Below are 18,096 nucleotides of genomic sequence, written 5' to 3'. Positions count from 1 at the left end.
AACAAACAAACAAACAAACAAACAAACAAACAAACAATATTCTATACAATGACTATATTGAACTCAAATTACCATCTTTTGCCATCAGTCACTCACACGATGCAGAAAATTATAAAAAATTTTGTGGATCAATATCAAATTGTACACGCAACGCATTTGATCTTTTAATAGTATTATCATACATCTGAGAGAAAAAACCTTGCAAATTAGAATTACGCTTCCCATGAATTAAGAGGCGAAAACGATATCGACCTCGCACCATAAATAATGGCGATTCTGCCGGACCAAAAACTACAATATCAGACGATCTGGGAGCGTGTTCTTTTAGATTATATGCGTAATTTTCTACTTCTTGATACTTTGTCCCTGAAATAATCACAGCAGCCAAACGCCCAAATGGAGGCAAATTCACTGATTCTCTCGCACGGATTTCAGATTCATAAAAAGAATCAGCATCCCCTGAAACCAATGCCTGCATAACCGGATGCGTTGGTTGATACGCTTGAATTAGCCCAAGACTCTTGAGACCAAACCGACCAGCACGACCCGTGACTTGTGATAATAACTGAAAAGTCCTTTCAGAAGATCGCAAATCCGCATTGGTAAGACCAAGATCACCATCGACAACTCCAACCAAAGACATTCGTGGGAAATTATGACCTTTTGCAACTAATTGTGTCCCAATAATAATATCAATCTCTCCTTTGGCAATTGCGCTTAATTGCAATTGCAATCTTCCCCCCCCCCCTTCTAAATCCGAAGATAGAATAGAAATTCGAGCTAAAGGAAAATACTCGCATACCTCTTCAGCAATGCGCTCTATTCCAAAACCACAAGCAATCATTTTTCCAGACGAACCACAGACGACACAAGACTGCGAATAAATCGCACTGTGACCACATTGATGACAATATAATTTTTTCTTAGAGCGATGTTCTACTAACCAGCAAGAACAATGAAGACATTTCAGGCGATTACCACATACCTGACATAACGTCAATGGCGCATATCCTCGGCGATTTAAAAAAAGTAAGGTCTGCTCATTCCTTGCTAAAGTATGCCTTATACCATCAATCATTTCTGGCGAAAGAGATTTTCCTTGTGCTATCGTTTGACCTCTCATATCAATCACTTGCAAATGGGGCAAAGCACTATTACGATATCTCGTGGATAAATGAACAGAATGGTAGCGCCTAGATATCCCGTTCACACGACTCTCTATAGACGGAGTAGCCGAAACAAGAACAACAGGAAATGATTCAATCTTTCCACGCACAATCGACATATCGCGAGCGTTATACAAAATACCCTCTTCCTGTTTATACGAGATATCATGCTCTTCATCTATCACAATGAGACCTAATTTTTTAAAAGGGAGAAATAAAGCAGATCTCACTCCAACAATCACAGATATAGCTCCTCGCGCTACCTGCCTCCAAATTTTTTCACGCATACTTGTAGAAAGAGAAGAATGCCATTCTGCGGGCTTGACGCCAAAACGCTTTTGAAAACGCTCTAAAATAGCCGATGTTAAAGAAATCTCTGGCAATAAAATCAACACCTGTTTCCCCAAATGTAAAACAGCAGCAACAATCTCTAAATAAACTTCTGTTTTGCCAGAACCTGTCACTCCACTGATCAGTGAAACAGCAAAGCCTTTCGTACATAACGGAACAACTTGTTCAACCACATCTTGTTGATTCTTATCCAATATTGGCAAAGAAAAATATAGATTAGGCGAATCAACAACAGGAGAAATAACTTCAAAAATTTGTTTAATAACTCCTTGTGCTTTTAATCCATCAATCACGTGAGAGGATACCTGAGAAGCACGTATTAAATCTCTTTTCTCCCATATCTTCCCATCTTTTATTTTGTCCAATACACGAAGACGTGCGACCGTATTAATCCGAGGAAAAATACCAGTAAATTGAATTTTTTCTTCCATTTTTTCTGTTTCAGAAAGAGCTGAAACAACCATGCGTGCCACTAATCCCATGGGAGAAAATGTGTAATCAGCAACCCATTTTACAAATTCACACATCTGCCGCGACAATGGGGGACAATCAAAAACGTATTCAATAGGACGTAATTTCAGACTATCAATCTTGTATTTTTCTTCTGAATTATACCATACTATTCCAAGAACAGTACGCGACCTGAGAGGCACTCGTACGATAGATCCTAATTCCACCTTCATTGCACTTGGAACCGAATAAATATATGGACCAGAAACTGCTTGTAATAGCAGTATGATAACACGAGAACAAACCACTCCTTCCACAGAGGATCCTGATGAAGCCACAGTTAAATCTCCTACTATATAAGCCCAGCTTGTTTTGAATACACATAAAAAATAACTTTAATATTTGACTCAAATGATCCAATGGATCAAAAATATAATTAATCGTGCGAGTATCAAAACATTCCAAAATCAATTTTTCAATAAAAATTGATCCAAATAGATCTGCAAGATCTAAAGTATAAAATAAAATTATGTATTATGGATATTATAGTTTAACAATATAAATTTGGAATTTTGATCAAAAGCACCAAAATGATAAACACCTATAGACAACAATCCACGTATACTATATATATAAACTTATAAACCCTTGATTATAAAATATTTATTATACTTGATCTTACCCTAACTAGCATCACTACAATTAAAGATTGTTATTATTACAAAACCTTATCGTCCCTATGATAGAAAGATAAAATTTTCTATTTATAATATTTCTATGAATATTAAGTACCTTCTAGGTTGTTTCTACTAACGACGTGTTCAGAGCAAGCGGAAGAATTGACACATATATGAGGAATGCTATCATCATATTTTTCTGATGTGAACGCTGCATACTACATTTCTTTGTCTGGGAATAAAAAAGATAAGATAAAAGCATTAAAAAATGCATTGATGACTTAGAATTAAGCGTATCAAGGCTGGAGCAATAAATACCTGAACCTGACGGCACTTATTAAATTCTCACTGTTGTTTATCATATCCTTTCCTAACGAAAAAGATAGGAGAGAATTAATTTCGACCGCCCTTAAAAGAACATGAAGAGAAAAACTTGCCCTTAAAGCTAACCTGTCTGCTCTTTATAGCTTGCCCTGTTAAAATAATCGTTTTTATAGAATCGATAGGGAATAGCAATAACCATATTCCCCATATTGAAAAGAGTAAAAAAAACACCTTCTGGTTAATTATACAAAATCGATTATATTTTTATTCTATACACGCTTCCTCAACGTGTATTTAACGCATCTTGTATTAATTCAATTCACCTGATTACTCTTTTGATAACATACTGAAGCAAAGCTATTGCTCTTACTACAAGAATTCTGCCAGCTCTCTTTTGACAATGACTTTATAAAAAATATCGAAAATTCATCATCCAAAAACAACTAACCTGCATTAAAAATTTTTTTAATGCTAGAACGATTGCGCACTAAACACTCAATAGAATATTGAGTCAATACATCAAAAAAAGCATTAAGCGCTTTCCGCAATACGGAAGTCAAGCCACAGCTTCCAACCAAAGGACAATCAATCTTATGACTCGCAAAACACTCCGCAACAAAAAAAGATTCCTCCGTCGCTTTGACTACATCTAAAATAGTAATTTGATCCGCTGGACGACAAAGACGAACCCCTCCTCTTCTGCCCCGCACAGTCTCAACTATACCCGCTTTTACAAGAGGCTGTAAAATCTTAAATAAAAAGAGCTCTGATATGCAACAAGCTTCAGCAATCTGCGATATGCGATTGGGATAATCGTTATGAATGGCACAATACATCAAAACACGTATTCCATAATCAGTTCGCTTCGTCAGATGCATTTTCTTACCCTTACTATCCCTGATGACAATCGACTGAATACCTCACCAAGGGATATATACCTGTCCTTCTGAAAATAACAAGTCGTATATCTCAATGAAATAATGAAGAAAGGATGACCAAAATCATCCTTTCTTTCTTATCTTTATAATCGCATACACATCATGATAACATCATGCAGCGACGGATTTTTTCTTCTCTTCAATCATTTTTGTAGATTCCTGAGGAGATTGTGAAATCTCAATACGACGCGGTTTCATCCTTTCTGGAACACTACGCAATAATTCTAGATACAAAAGCCCATTTTCTAGGGATGCAGACATGACCTCCACGAAATCAGCAAGTTGAAAACGACGCTCGAAAGCACGCTTTGCTATACCACGGTGCAAATATTCCACTGTTTCTTTCTCTTCCGATTTCTTCTCTCCTCTAACCATTAGGATACTAGAATCAACCTCTATGGTGATTTCAGAAGGATGAAATCCAGAAACAGCAATTGTTATTCTATAGGCATTTTCACCTGTACGCTCTATATCGTAGGGAGGATAAGCAGAGGTCTGGCTAGGAGCACCTAAACCATCCAACATCGAAAGAACAGTATCATATCCAACTGCAGAATTATAAATACGGGAAACATCTAAACGCATAACGTCCTCCTTATGAAGCGACTATCTTATTAAAACCATCTTATCCTTCGTCAATTCCCAATGAAGAATAAGAGACGCAGATCCTATAAGGCATCTACAATGGTGATATAGTGTCAGTGCCCAAAATTTTCAAGATATCGTATCAAATCACAAAGAATAAAAATCACACCGATAGCTAAGTCTATCATGTTCAACCACCTTAGAAAGGCGCTTGGCACTCAGAAGAATACACTTATCACTTCATACCAAGATGTTCTACAATCAAGTGACACAACCTATCTGCCACTTCCGCTTTAGGTAATTCAGGATATTCCTCTATTTTATCTGGAAAGACAATACTTACCTTATTCCACTCTTTCCCCACGAATCCAGTGTCTGGCAAAATACAATTTGATACAATAAAATCCGCTCCTTTGTTTAATAATTTTTCCCGAGCATTCTGCTCAATACACTGTGTCTCAGCCGCAAATCCTACAACAATAGACGGGCGGCATTGATGATGTCCTATAATTTTGAGTATATCAGGATTCTCCATAAGATCTATTCTCATAGTATCACCTATGTCTTTCCGTTTTATTTTTGTCCCCGCAATCTTAGGGAATCTCCAATCTGATACTGCAGATACCATCACTGCTATATCTACCGGCAATGCTTTCAAAACTTCTTGCAACATATCCTCCGCCCGCTCAACATGAATAGTCATAACATTTGGCGGATCAGCAATTGAAACAGGCCCTGATATCAATATCACCTCTGCTCCGAAATACGCGAGAGATTTGGCAATTGCATGCCCTTGTTGTCCTGAAGAACGATTTGCAATATAGCGCATGGGATCTAGCGGCTCGTATGTCGGCCCTGAAGTTACTAAAGCACGTTTCCCTTTTAAAAGCAGTTCTTTGCTTTTATATAACAACCATGTTATTTGCCTTATAATATCACATGGCTCAGACATCCTTCCTACTCCGTAACCATTACTCTCAGCCATTGCTCCACTTTCAGGGCCTATAAAATAACATCCATCCTTTTGTAAAATCTCGACATTACGTTGTGTAGCCGGCTTAGCCCACATCATAAAATTCATCGCCGGCGCTATAAGAACAGGTTGATCTCCTTTTGCTAATAAAATAGCAGACGCTAAATCATATACCATCCCGTGCGCTACATGAGCAATAAAATTAGCAGATGCAGGCGCTACTACCAATAGATCACATTCATTTGCTAATTGAATATGATTACTCTCATACCCTTCTTTATAAGACAATAAATGCGTATACACACGACGATTAGATATAGCCCCTACTATCAATGGAGTTATAAACTTTTGCGCTGACTTAGTCATAACAGGGATAACCACTGCACCCCTTTCTCGCAGTCGACGAATAAGATCTAAACTTTTATAGACAGCAACACTCCCACACATGATCAGAGCAATCTTTTTTCCCGAAAGATCCATAACAACCCTATCGCATGATAGAAATAATATAAAGAAGAGCCCCGAAAATACTCCATAAAACTAATTTGTTTAAAAAATCATATACACGAGAAGATTCTTTTTTCGGGAAATCCAGATATTTATCCTTTACTGATGATTCTACTAATGACTTCAAAATTTTCTCCACTGAAATAGAAAGTTGAGGAGCTGCTTGTACAAGCCGAAACGCAGTTTTAATTCCATCTTGAAAATCAACCACACAACTCTTAGCCCCAAGATGATCGCGAATCCATTCTTCAACAATAGGCTCTGATGATACCCACATATTGAATTCCGGATTCAGCATACGGGCCACCCCTTCCACAACAACCATAGTTTTTTGAAGCATAACCAACTCAGGACGGGTCATCATATCGAATAACTCTGTGATCTCAAAAAGCATGGTCAATAGTTTTCCCATAGAAATAACATCAGATGACTGTCCATGAATCGGCTCACCTATAGCCCGTATCGCCTGCGCAAAAGAAAACCGATTGTGATGGCGTGGAACGTAACCGGCTTCAAAATGGACATCTGCAACGCGCTGATAATCACGCGAAATAAAACCATATAATATTTCAGCAAGAAAACGCCGTTCTCTCTTACTTAATCTCCCCGTAATCCCCATGTCTACCGCTACGATATATCCCTTTGAATCAACAAATAAATTTCCAGGATGTAAATCAGCATGAAAAAAACCATCTCGCAATGTATGCAACAAAAAAGACTGTACAAGCGTAACAGATAATCGCTCCAAATCGTGTCCACAAGCACGCAATTTCTCTGTATCTGATATTTTTACTCCATCAATCCATTCCATAGTAATGACATCACGTTCTGTCCGATTCCAATCAATCTTTGGAACGCGAAATCCTTGATCTTTCACTGTATTTTCAGCCATTTCTGAAAAAGCTGCGGCTTCAAGTCGCAAATCCATTTCCATTTTTGTTACTTGTTCCAAAGCACGTACCACTGCTGAAAAGCATAATCTTCTCATCGAAGGCAATAACTTTTCTTGTATACGCGCAATCAAATACATAACTTGGATATCGCGAAAAAAACGCTTTCTTACACCAGGACGTATAATTTTTACCGCTACCTTTCGGTACCCATTGATATCATGGACAACCGCTGGATGAACTTGCGCAATAGAAGCAGCTGCGATAGGATCGTCGAACTCGCAGTATAATTCTTCAATAGGAGCCTTCAAAGCGCTGGCAACAGAAAGTCTCGCCGTATTGGTAGGAAAAAAATCCATCTTATCTTGTAAAAGAGCAAGGTCTTCAGATAATTTTTTCCCAATAAGATCAGGTCGCGTCGCCAAAAATTGCCCCATTTTAACATATGACGGTCCTAGGCGATTCATAGCACGCGCCAAACGATCACTTCTCTGACATTTTTTGATATTTCGACGTACAAATAAAGATGCTATTTTTTTGCCAAAAACGATGATCGGAGGCAATCGATCAGAAGGCAAAGACACAATCACCCCTTCCCGTATCAATATCCAAGCTATACGGAAAAGCTCATAATATTCTTTCAAACAACACTCCCTATATTCTCACATTTCCATCCAGAATGGAGGGCTACAACACCATTAGTATAGTTTGTAAATGATACATTAGAAAAACCAGCTGCAGAAATGACTGCTGCAAAATCCTGTTGATTCGGAAATCTTCGAATAGATTCAATTAAGTATTGATATGGCTCTTCATCTCCCGCTATGAACCGTCCTAATTGAGGGATAACTTTGAAAGACCACATATCATAAATCTTTTTAAAAACAGGCCCTTGCACTTCGGAAAATTCTAATACAAGCAATCGTCCTCCGCACTTAAGTATCCGATAGATCTCCTGAAGTACTAGTGTAATATGTGGCATATTGCGAATCCCGAAAGCCAACGTACACGCATCAAAACTATTCGCCTCAAAAGGAAGAGTTTCAGCATTTGCCTCAATAAAAGTTATACAATCCTGTAAATTCTCTTTAAAAGCACGATCTCTTCCAACAGACAACATTTCATTGTTAATATCCGCTACCACAATCTGAGATCGATTATCTGATGCTTCTGCGATACGAAAAGCAACATCGCCCGTACCACCTGCAACATCCAAAACACGATAATCCTTAGACTTGCGAGGATTAAGATTAGTCACCATCGCTTCCTTCCAAAACCTATGTAATCCAAGAGACATCAAGTCATTCATCACATCATAACGATGCGACACTCTAGAGAAAACATGGTTCACCATGTTTTGCTTTTCTTCTTCTGGAACCTCACGAAATCCATAAGAAGTTTTCATATTGTTATCAGAATCAAAACGGTCTTTTGTCATACCCACCAATCCCTGTCTAAGACCTCATCAAAAGAAGAAATGATCACCATCCATTCTTATCATCATGAATTTGGTATCACTTGTCACAAATTCTTACTATAATCAATCCTAGGACACTTAATCTTCATAGTTCAGAATACAATTACTAGAGGTTAAGAAGATCATAAATAACAAAATAACATCAAAACCCACGAATTAGACTTTTAGTTAAGAGAATCTTCCTCTAAAATAACTACTAAAATAAGAATTATCCCATGCCTGAATTACCAGAGGTAGAAATCATTCGACGCAATCTCATGATGGTTATGAAAAACATGACCGTAACAGACATATGCTTACATCGAAAAAATTTGCGTTTTGATTTTCCCCATCATTTTTCTGCGGCTACACGAGGCAAAAAAATCATTGATGTTTCCCGACGCGCAAAATATTTGCTCATTGAACTTGAGGGGAATTTATCAATCATTGTACACCTAGGAATGTCCGGATCCTTCATCATTGAACACACATCTTGTGCAAAACCAATCAAAAATCCCCAACACAATCATGTGACTATTTCTCTCACGAATAACACTAACACAAAAAAATATCGCGTCATTTATAACGATCCTCGTCGTTTTGGATTTATGGATCTAGTAGAAACTAGTTTAAAATACCAATACCCCCCTTTACGCACGCTAGGTCCAGAACCAGCAGATAACAGCTTCAATGCAATATATTTAACTCACCAATTTCATAAGAAAAATAGCAATCTCAAAAATGCCCTCCTTAACCAAAAAATAGTAGCTGGGATTGGCAACATTTATGTATGTGAAGCACTATGGCGTGCTAAACTCTCTCCTATACGAAAAACAAGAAGTCTTATACAAAACAATGGAACTCCCAAAGATATACTTTATAAACTGATCCAAGAAATTCAAAAAGTTCTTATTGATGCTATCGATGCTGGAGGATCTTCATTGCGCGATTATGTGCACATAGATGGTTCAATAGGTTATTTCCAAAATGCATTCTCTGTATACGGGAAAACTGGCGAACCCTGTCTATCAAATTGTGGACAGATGATACGTCGCATTGTCCAAGCAGGAAGATCTACCTTTTACTGTACATATTGTCAAAAATAAAATAGAATATATCTTAATCGCGAGGTTTAATATTGACGACAATGTATTCTATGGTTATCGTAGGGCTGTATTTTACTTGTTTTATCTACGACTGATGCAGTGGTAGACTCGTGTTCTTCTTTTTTTTATTCTGTACTCTCATGAGTATGATGTTTTTAATGAAAGGTGCTTAATGGCTAATAAGGATTCTGCGAAAAAAATGATTCGCAAAATTGCTCGTCGTACGTTGATTAATAAGAGTCGACGTTCTTCTGTGCGTTCCTTCATGCGTCACGCAAATGAGGCGATTACTTTTGGAAAAATTGAAGAGGCAACAGAAGCCTGTAGAAAGGCGGAGTCTGTCATACAAAAAGCTAAAAGTAAGGGAATATTCCATGGAAACGCGGCTTCTCGCAAGGTTTCACGCTTATCAAAGCGTTTGAAGGGTATACTCACATCTGCATGATGTGTTTTGTTTAGTTGTCTAACGATATCATAAAGTTATACAAAGGGATCACCAATGGATTTATTGGTGATTTTTTTTATCTAACACCTGCGTTCGCTTCGCTTTATTTTTCCAAAAACAGTCAGTTGATTCACACAAGTAAAAAATCGCAAAACCAAGCCATCACCTCTTAACCTCTTGGCGACTGATTCGCAAAAATCTCTTCAACGTGGTGTTCCGCAATAAGATTCTTTAAAAAAACAATGAATCAGAATAAGCAAATTAAAAGCCAAACTCTTTCTTTGAATAAATATAAAATTTATTTTGAAAAGTTCTCAAAGAATCAAATTTTCGAATCTCATTGATTCAAAAGCGTTTCTTTCTCTGATAGTAAAATCCGTCAAATATCTATTTAAAAGTCAATCCCCGAAAGTCTCGTTTCCTAAAAAATCATCATTGATCTTATCGCTCGTTCCTGCCTAAATAAGAATTGATGAAGGTCAAAAAATTTAAGAGCTAACGTCTAAAAACCACTTTAGGTTTTTTTGTTTGAATCAATTGGGATGGAAGGCATAGAAAATGCAATTAAGAGAAGTAGCCGCTTGTATTCAGGAAAATGATGTTGAAATAGCTGAAAAAACCCCAAATGTAGATGTTGATAAGAGGTGCTTGGAAGTAAACTGCGAGTCTATTTTTACGATCGTATCGTCGCGCCTGAAAAATCAAGTAGGCCCAGATGTATATGCTAGCTGGTTCCAAAGACTCAAGTTTCACTCGGTTTTGCATAATATTGTGCACTTATCTGTCCCAACCAATTTTTTAAAAGCTTGGATCAAAAATCGCTATCTTGAAACCATTACAAAACTTTTCCAAGAAGAACATAGCCGAATCCAAGGAGTGGAAATTCTTGTCAGATCTGTCGCATTACCCTCTGTAGAAAAAACAGCCTCTTCACCTTCGATAACAAAACTATCTCCGATCAACACGAACATAAGCAAAAGTCCCATTATACTCGGGAAGCAAACCATTAGCCCAGTATTTGGATCACCTCTTGATAGCCGATTTGTATTTTCTACTTTCATAGAAGGCTCTTCTAATCGCGTCGCGCTTACGGCAGCTCAGAGTATTGCTGAAGTCGATTCTCATGGTTACACTACAGTAAGGTTAAATCCTTTATTTATCCACGCTTCTGTCGGACTTGGAAAAACGCATCTTTTACAAGCTATTGCCAACGCGTCTATCAAAAGACAACCGAATCTTCGAGTGGTTTATTTAACCGCTGAGTATTTCATGTGGAGATTCGCTAGTGCTATACGCGATAACTGCGCTCTCAACCTTAAAGACAGTCTTCGCAATATAGACTTACTTTTAATTGACGATATGCAATTCTTACAAGGGAAACTCATCCAACATGAATTCTGTCACTTGTTAAATTCCCTCTTGGATAGCGCCAAACAAGTTGTGGCAGCAGCGGATCGTCCTCCCTCTGAACTAGAATCTCTCGATCCACGCATACGTTCCCGTCTCCAAGGAGGTGTTTCAGTACCTTTGGGATTACATGATTACGAAATGCGATTTTCTATCCTTAAAAATCGCCTTGCGATATCCCAAAAAGAAGATCCTAAACTGAACATCAATGAAGAAGTTCTTATGCACGTTGCACGCACTGTCACAACAAGTGGACGCGAATTAGATGGAGCTTTTAATCAACTTGTTTTTCGGCATTCCTTTGCACCTATTTTAACGGCGGAGATTGCAGACGAGCTGTTGTCACATCTCGTCAATACTGGCGAAACTAAAAAAATGCGAATTGAGGATATACAACGCATGGTAGCCAAGCACTATAATATATCGCGTAATGACCTCTTGTCTAACCGTCGCGTTCGCACTGTTGTAAGACCTCGCCAAGTTGCTATGTATCTGTCCAAAATCATGACTCCACGTTCTTTTCCAGAAATAGGTCGTCGTTTTGGAGATAGAGATCATACAACTGTCCTCCATGCCGTTCGAAAAGTAGAAAAGATGCTGGAAACCGATATTACCCTTAAAAAAGAAGTAGAATTGCTTAAAAGATTAATATCAGAATAAACATCAACAGATCCCGTATTGATTCTTTCGCGTTATATCAATAAAGATTTGTTACAGTGTATTTACTGATTTAACGCAAAGAATGGAAGGATTCTCCTACCCTATTCTTATATATTCCCGATAAATCATCTCATGTGCAAGTAACACAAGCTGTGCTCATCGAGATGATGCATAGTCTTCCGCGAACCGACGTAAATGAAAAAATATCATTTTTAATAGACCTATAGTTGCTGATATTGCTGTTTTTCGTCTTATAGGATTTATCTTCTAAAGAAAAAGATATCTATACAGCAAGATTTGCTATTACCGAGTCCAACATCGTCATTCCCCGCTGAGTGCATCGTAATCTTGAAAATTGAACGCGCTCAATAAAGCCTTGTCTTTGAAGATTTCTTTCACATTCAATATCCAAATTACGCCCTGCTAACATTTCCCAATCCTTGACACTTATTCCTTCTCTTAATCTCAAACCCATCATTAAAAATTCATCAGCCTGCTGTTCAGAGCTTAGAAATTCTTTTTCAACAACAGCATGTCCATTTTTTCTCACCATTTTTAACCAACTCTCAGGATGTTTTTCTATCGATATTGCCACTCGGTGAGAACCAACCTTAACACGACTATGTGCCCCTGGACCAATTCCAATATAATCACCGTATCTCCAATAATTCAGATTATGTAAACTTTCGGCACCTAGAAAAGAATGATTAGATATTTCATATGCATGTAACCCATGTGCACTAGTAATGCTTTGAGTCAAATTATAAAGATCCACGGCAACATTTTCGCTAGGAAGAACGAGATCTCCATCTTTATGCATCTTGTAAAACAATGTTCCTTTTTCTATTGTAAGCTGATAAAGCGAAAGATGATCTACCGCATAAGAAAGAGCTCTTTGCAATTCCATTTCCCATTGTGTCATAGTTTGTTTTGGTAGGGCATATATTAAATCAAAAGACATGCGTGGAAAAATATTGCGCGCTAAATGTATGGCTGCAATAGCCTCGGAAGCATTATGATTGCGACCTAAAAACCTTAAGGATTGCTCCTCTAAAGATTGCACACCTAGAGAAATGCGATTCACACCCGCTTTTCTATATCCTTGAAAATTATTCACTTCTACACTAGAAGGATTAGCCTCAATGGTAATTTCAACATTTGACGATACAGTCCAATTCTTTGCTATACCATCAAGAATAAGCGCAATGTTCTGCGGCTCTATCAGAGAAGGCGTCCCTCCACCAAAGAAAATACTGGAAATTGATCGAGGTCCAGTCAATTGTCTCATCCACTGCATTTCTGTAAGAAAAGATTGAATGAAATTTTCTTGACCCACTTTATAACGTCGAACATGACTGTTAAAATCACAGTAGGGACATTTTTTAACACAGAAAGGCCAATGGACATAAACTCCTAGAGAATTGGATCCCTGACCTGTCATATTATTTTCGTATGCACTGAGATATTTCATTTCTCATCTATACGCAAACAATTATCGACAAAACACTTGAATGCACGCGCTCTGTGAGAAAGAAGATCTGTGCTCAATATGGAAAAAAGTGTGGCACTATCTATTCCTCCGTTCTTTTCTTCTTCTGTCATCTCACCAAAAGTACGATCATAGCCATTTGGCTGAAAAATAGGATCATATCCAAAACCCAATTGACCACGCGGAGGCCATACAATAATTCCACTTACCTTTCCAGAAAAATTCTCTACATGACCATCAGGCCAAGCAAGAGATAAAACCGAAATGAAATGTGCAGAACGAAAAGCAGGATCATGAGCAAATTTGGATCTAAGAGCATTTTCTATTTTTTGCATTGCCATATCAAAATCACGCTCACCAGTATTGCTTTCGGCCCATCTAGCACTATGGATTCCTGGCTTTCCATCCAGTACATCAATCACAAGCCCAGAATCATCCGAAAGAGCTGGCATGCCTGCATTTTTAGCTGCAGTTAACGATTTAATCATCGCATTTTCTTCAAACGAATTTCCCGTTTCTTCTGGAATGATTAAGTTTAATTCAAGAGCAGATGTGGTCATAATACCTAATGGCATAATGAGACTGTCCATCTCATGGATTTTATCAACATTATGACTTGCAATGACAATATTGTTCTCAATTAATTTACGCACTTAGATTAAACCTCATTGGATATCACATCTTTCTGCAATTTTATCAGATCGGCAATCCTATCTTTTGCTAGATTTAACATAGCGAAAAAGTGATCCTGAGAAAAAGTAGCGCGTTCTGCAGAACCTTGTACTTCTACTATATGACCTGAATCAGTCATTACAAAATTGGCATCAACATCAATTGTAGAATCTTCCCCATAATCAAGATCTACTATAGGATACCCACATAACATCCCGCAAGATATCGCAGCTACATGACCTTTAAGAACTTGTGATAATTGAAATTTATTACTACAATCTTCCATATGTTGCAGACAGTCATGCAACGCAACCCATGCCCCAGTAATCGCAGCAGTACGTGTACCTCCATCAGCTTGGATAACATCACAATCTATAATAATCTGACGCGACCCTAAAGCCGAAAGATCGACGACTGAACGCAACGCGCGGCCTATCATACGTTGTATTTCTTGGCTTCTTCCTCCTTGTCTCCCACTGACAGCTTCACGTTTTACACGATTTCCCGTAGAACGAGGCAACATTCCATATTCTGCTGTTATCCATCCATGTTTCGTATTGCGAATCCACATTGGAACTTTTTCTTCAAGCGTAGCAGTCGTTAGTAAATGAGTGTCACCGAACTTTACCAAACAAGATCCTTCAGCATATTTAGAAACACGCCTTGTCAATGATATTTCTCGCATCTGATTTTCTTGTCGACCTGATAAACGCATAGCCATTCTCCTTAATAACCTCGATTTCTTCAATATATCACTATAAAAAACAAGAAACACTACACAATAAATAATGAATAGATAAATCAATGTTCCATTTTTAAAGATTATCCCAAGAATTTTCTTAGGAGTGATGATGAAGCACATAGAAACGTCAAAATATGATCCCCTTTTTCCAGAATCGATAACGTGACGTTATGATTTATTTAAAATGCCTCTACTTGGTCCCTCATATAAGGCAGGACGTCTACCCACAAAATTAGGGCTTCGGATTTTGTGAATACATTGATGAAAACACATGAACTATCTCAAGAAAAAACGCTCCTGTTATATCAAAGAAAAAATCACTTGAAAATATATTATGCGAGAAGTTAGACGATTGCTTTCAAGAATTTCATATGAAGCGATAGTATTAACTACCAAGAGAGATTTAGCGCTGAAACATATAGAATGATTCTACCAAAGTACCGGTTGTTCTAGTAGGAAAAAGTGAACAGATTGAAAATAGTATTATTATTCTTCCTGCTAGTATTAATTCTTCGCAATTAATTGAATCCACTAATTTTCTCAATACACAAATATTCGGACAAACCTTTTCATTATTTCGTAGCAAATTAGGAAAATTGAAGAACGATATCAGAAACGAGCTTGCAGTGCTATCCGGCGATTTAGCAAAGCGTGGGCTTGTTTTTTAGTCTAAATAAAAAATATTCCAAATACTATATAATGACAGGGCATTGGATGATTTCCACTTATCAGACTTGATTCATGAAGAGAGTTCACCTGGATTTTACTTCCATTATCAAAAAACTATCATGTCGAATAGTATTTTTCATAAGTCAAAAATGGATTTGAAAAAAGAAAATAACTTCTTTGAAACTCGAACCACTGAATATTAATAAGAATGGGATTAAACCGTCAAAATCATCCTAAAAATTCTTGAAACAAAGCGATAACCCTTCAACCGTAATTCTATAAAAAATTGCTTTTTAACGAATTAACAACCTAATTATAGCATAAATATTGACTTAAATCAACTTATAATAGATGATTTGCCACTTAGAAGTGCGTTTTTAGTGAGTGATTAATGAAAGGATTAATTCAATGAATATCAAGAGATTAATAAGCTTCTCTAATATCATCAACCGCTATAATGAGCGGGTGTTCCGATAACATAGATCGAGAGCATAAAGCGGGAATAGAAGTAGAGAAAAATGCAATTACTACCAAAGATAATGAGAAGAAAAGAAACCCCTTCCAAGGCAGAAGTAGTAGAAACCCCTGCCAAGGAGGCGATATAAAGGCTCCTGAGACAGTCGTCGAGATCAAAACTGACCTATAGTGTAGAAGCTGCGAAAGCAACGGCGAATGAATGCAAAGGAGAAATTAGAAAAAATCCATCAAGAATTTAGAAGATCTTGATAATACAAGATTCATCCCCCTTCTTCTGCCGCACAATATTATCCGTAAACCAAAATCCAAGGATAAAAGCGATGCAAGCATGAGAGAGGTCGTGTCTCAAAGATGCCCTTTTCGCTCTACTAATAACGAAGAAAAAGGATCGCATTAGTGTAAAAATCAAATTATGTGTCAAATATGAGTAATGATACGTTATTTTTCTGCTATAATCTGTGCATTAATTACGTTATATTAGAGAACTTTCCAAACATCATAAAGTGAATTAGCTATCAACTTTGGTATAGTTAGTGCAATACCAATGACCTTAATGGGTCGTGATGCAAAAGAAGTTGTTATCTGACCCTCCCAATTGTGGCGATTTGAAGTATAAGTACACTCGCTATTTAGATACGTCCAAAAATTTAAGTATGGGATTCGAACTTAGCGCCGAATCTAGGGTGGGACTATATGTTATACTTCATATACAAAAGGCATGAAGTTTTGATGATGATTATTATTTAAAGGGTATCACGGCAGCTGCGATGATCAATGGACCGGAGACGCTTGAATCATTGATGGTATCATTTCGCGTGGATATGTCACCAGCGGTTCAATTGCAATGTGGTCTTGGTTCTAGTATTGTTGCTGTTAAACCTGTTGTGCCGTACATCACTGATGTTGCTCGTGGTCAAATCAACGTGCGTCTGGGTGATAATTATGGTGTTCTTCATTCTGTCGATTTAGTGACTATGACGTAGAGAGAGAATACAACAATAAACACAAGGCCCTTTAAAAATAGGTCTTTATTATGCTTATAAATTATAAATATTTCTGTTCTGAGCTATTTTATTTACAGACCAAAAGAGAATAATTTATTCACTCTTAAATGTACCCACGTCTCAAAGCCATCTATCTTTCCTATCATGTTCTCCATGAGAGAGTTTTTTGAGATAAAATGCTACACTGCTTAACATTATTTTTGAACATCTTTATCAAATATGCTTACATCAAAAGAATTGATATCATTGAGAAGCTGAATGAAACAATTCGCAAAATATGAGAGCAAACCCTCTCCTTTTTTAACAGTAGCATCCATGGCATTGCCCACAACTCCTTTAGGATTTAAATCCTTCATGCTCCATCCAAAACTATGTGACCCATGCGCGCGTAGATATTTAAAATTACGCAAGAATTCCGATTGTCGCGAGGAAAAATTTTCCGCTAAATCCATTTTTACTAAATGAGGGGCAAGCGCCAACATCATACTCGTTTCTATTTCCCCTCCATGTATCCCAATTTCGGTTTCTGGAAACGAAATAATACCCTGAGGAATAGTAAATCTCGACCAACTAGTAGATACTACTAACATTGAAAAACGCATTCGCGCTTCTGTAGAGACGATAGATACCAAAGGTGAATTACCACCATGCGCATTCAAAATGACAATCTTACGTATTCCCATTTTTCGTATTGCATCTATTATAGCTAACCAATGTTCTATAGCTTCAGCGTAAGTGAGAGTCTTTGTCCCATCAACATACATGTGTTCAATTGAATAACCAATGGGTTCTACTGGCATACAGGTAACAGGAAGTCTAGGGGGAAGAATACTTTTGATACGCTCTGCTAATCCTGCTGCAATAATAGTATCAGTATTCATCGGTAAATGTGGACCATGTTGTTCATATGCTCCTAACGGTAGTACCACTATCCAATCTTTGCGTGCATCAGCGCATAAAGGTAGAGAATTATCTGTAAATATGATCAATGGGTTCATCACATGAATATCCTTTTGCATTTCAAAAATCTGTTATTAACTCACAATATCTTTTTTAAAATGGTATCTTCTGTTCTTCTACTATTCTGCATAAGATGTATTCTCCAATA

Annotated in this window: 15 protein-coding genes; 5 read left to right on the top strand and 10 right to left on the bottom strand. The window is 37.4% G+C overall.

The genetic code is table 11. The features are described 5' to 3' along the window. Window positions 1-109 precede the first annotated feature (109 nt). The 6 genes from CD16_RS02930 to ubiE all read right to left on the bottom strand — a co-directional run bounded on the left by CD16_RS02930 (window position 110) and on the right by ubiE (window position 8,299). Complete coding sequence (locus CD16_RS02930) at window positions 110-2,305, bottom strand: primosomal protein N' (RefSeq protein ID WP_015452540.1); 2,196 nt, start codon at window positions 2,303-2,305, stop codon at window positions 110-112. Window positions 2,306-3,411: 1,106 nt separating this feature from the next. Then, complete coding sequence (gene rirA / locus CD16_RS02925; protein WP_015452539.1) at window positions 3,412-3,846, bottom strand: iron-responsive transcriptional regulator RirA; 435 nt, start codon at window positions 3,844-3,846, stop codon at window positions 3,412-3,414. 171 nt (window positions 3,847-4,017) lie between these two features. Further along, entirely contained in the window at window positions 4,018-4,491 is a 474-nt protein-coding gene (locus tag CD16_RS02920) for an Hsp20 family protein (RefSeq protein ID WP_015452538.1), read from the bottom strand. A 235-nt stretch (window positions 4,492-4,726) separates the two neighbouring features. Then, window positions 4,727-5,944 carry a bifunctional phosphopantothenoylcysteine decarboxylase/phosphopantothenate--cysteine ligase CoaBC gene (gene coaBC, locus CD16_RS02915; protein WP_015452537.1) on the bottom strand — a complete coding sequence of 406 codons (1,218 nt, stop codon included), beginning with the start codon at window positions 5,942-5,944 and terminating at the stop codon, window positions 4,727-4,729. Window positions 5,945-5,951: 7 nt separating this feature from the next. Further along, window positions 5,952-7,505 (bottom strand): 2-polyprenylphenol 6-hydroxylase, encoded by a 1,554-nt coding sequence (gene ubiB / locus CD16_RS02910; protein ID WP_015452536.1) that lies wholly within the window; start codon window positions 7,503-7,505, stop codon window positions 5,952-5,954. After that, a complete protein-coding gene (gene ubiE / locus CD16_RS02905; RefSeq protein ID WP_015452535.1) occupies window positions 7,502-8,299 on the bottom strand; it encodes a bifunctional demethylmenaquinone methyltransferase/2-methoxy-6-polyprenyl-1,4-benzoquinol methylase UbiE in 798 nt (265 codons plus the stop codon). The genes ubiB and ubiE overlap by 4 nt, the downstream gene beginning before the upstream one ends. Before the next feature lie 254 nt (window positions 8,300-8,553). On the opposite strand from ubiE, the gene mutM reads away from it, so the two are divergent. The 3 genes from mutM to dnaA all read left to right on the top strand — a co-directional run bounded on the left by mutM (window position 8,554) and on the right by dnaA (window position 11,935). Then, window positions 8,554-9,423 (top strand): bifunctional DNA-formamidopyrimidine glycosylase/DNA-(apurinic or apyrimidinic site) lyase, encoded by an 870-nt coding sequence (mutM, locus tag CD16_RS02900; protein ID WP_015452534.1) that lies wholly within the window; start codon window positions 8,554-8,556, stop codon window positions 9,421-9,423. Window positions 9,424-9,595: 172 nt separating this feature from the next. Beyond that, window positions 9,596-9,868, top strand: a complete 273-nt coding sequence (rpsT, locus tag CD16_RS02895) for a 30S ribosomal protein S20 (RefSeq protein ID WP_015452533.1) — start codon at window positions 9,596-9,598, stop codon at window positions 9,866-9,868. A gap of 558 nt (window positions 9,869-10,426) precedes the next feature. Then, the gene (dnaA, locus tag CD16_RS02890; RefSeq protein ID WP_015452532.1) at window positions 10,427-11,935 is read left to right on the top strand and encodes a chromosomal replication initiator protein DnaA; all 1,509 of its coding nucleotides are present in this window, start codon (window positions 10,427-10,429) and stop codon (window positions 11,933-11,935) included. A 283-nt stretch (window positions 11,936-12,218) separates the two neighbouring features. Here the strand turns inward: dnaA and hemW are convergent, their stop codons facing one another. From hemW to rph, 3 genes are read right to left on the bottom strand one after another with little or no spacing between them, the layout of a single operon-like run. Continuing rightward, on the bottom strand, window positions 12,219-13,406 hold the full coding sequence (gene hemW / locus CD16_RS02885; protein WP_015452531.1) for a radical SAM family heme chaperone HemW: 1,188 nt from the start codon (window positions 13,404-13,406) through the stop codon (window positions 12,219-12,221). Then, window positions 13,403-14,077 (bottom strand): non-canonical purine NTP pyrophosphatase, encoded by a 675-nt coding sequence (locus CD16_RS02880; protein ID WP_015824906.1) that lies wholly within the window; start codon window positions 14,075-14,077, stop codon window positions 13,403-13,405. The genes hemW and CD16_RS02880 overlap by 4 nt, the downstream gene beginning before the upstream one ends. A 5-nt stretch (window positions 14,078-14,082) precedes the next feature. After that, complete coding sequence (gene rph, locus CD16_RS02875; RefSeq protein WP_015452529.1) at window positions 14,083-14,811, bottom strand: ribonuclease PH; 729 nt, start codon at window positions 14,809-14,811, stop codon at window positions 14,083-14,085. A 497-nt stretch (window positions 14,812-15,308) separates the two neighbouring features. Between rph and CD16_RS05955 the strand changes: the two genes are divergently transcribed. Both CD16_RS05955 and CD16_RS02860 read left to right on the top strand, forming a co-directional pair. Then, a complete protein-coding gene (locus tag CD16_RS05955) occupies window positions 15,309-15,506 on the top strand; it encodes a hypothetical protein (protein ID WP_109298660.1) in 198 nt (65 codons plus the stop codon). A 1,245-nt stretch (window positions 15,507-16,751) separates the two neighbouring features. Then, complete coding sequence (locus CD16_RS02860) at window positions 16,752-16,967, top strand: hypothetical protein (protein WP_015452527.1); 216 nt, start codon at window positions 16,752-16,754, stop codon at window positions 16,965-16,967. Window positions 16,968-17,182: 215 nt separating this feature from the next. Here CD16_RS02860 and CD16_RS02855 read toward each other — a convergent pair whose 3' ends face one another. Further along, entirely contained in the window at window positions 17,183-17,986 is an 804-nt protein-coding gene (locus CD16_RS02855; protein ID WP_015452526.1) for a creatininase family protein, read from the bottom strand. Between the last annotated feature and the right edge of the window lie 110 nt (window positions 17,987-18,096).

This window comes from Candidatus Liberibacter asiaticus, assembly GCF_000590865.3.
GTDB classification, from domain to species: Bacteria; Pseudomonadota; Alphaproteobacteria; order Rhizobiales; family Rhizobiaceae; genus Liberibacter; species Liberibacter asiaticus.
Note: the sequence above shows the minus strand (reverse complement) of the source record. Positions and strands in the feature narration are given on the sequence as shown.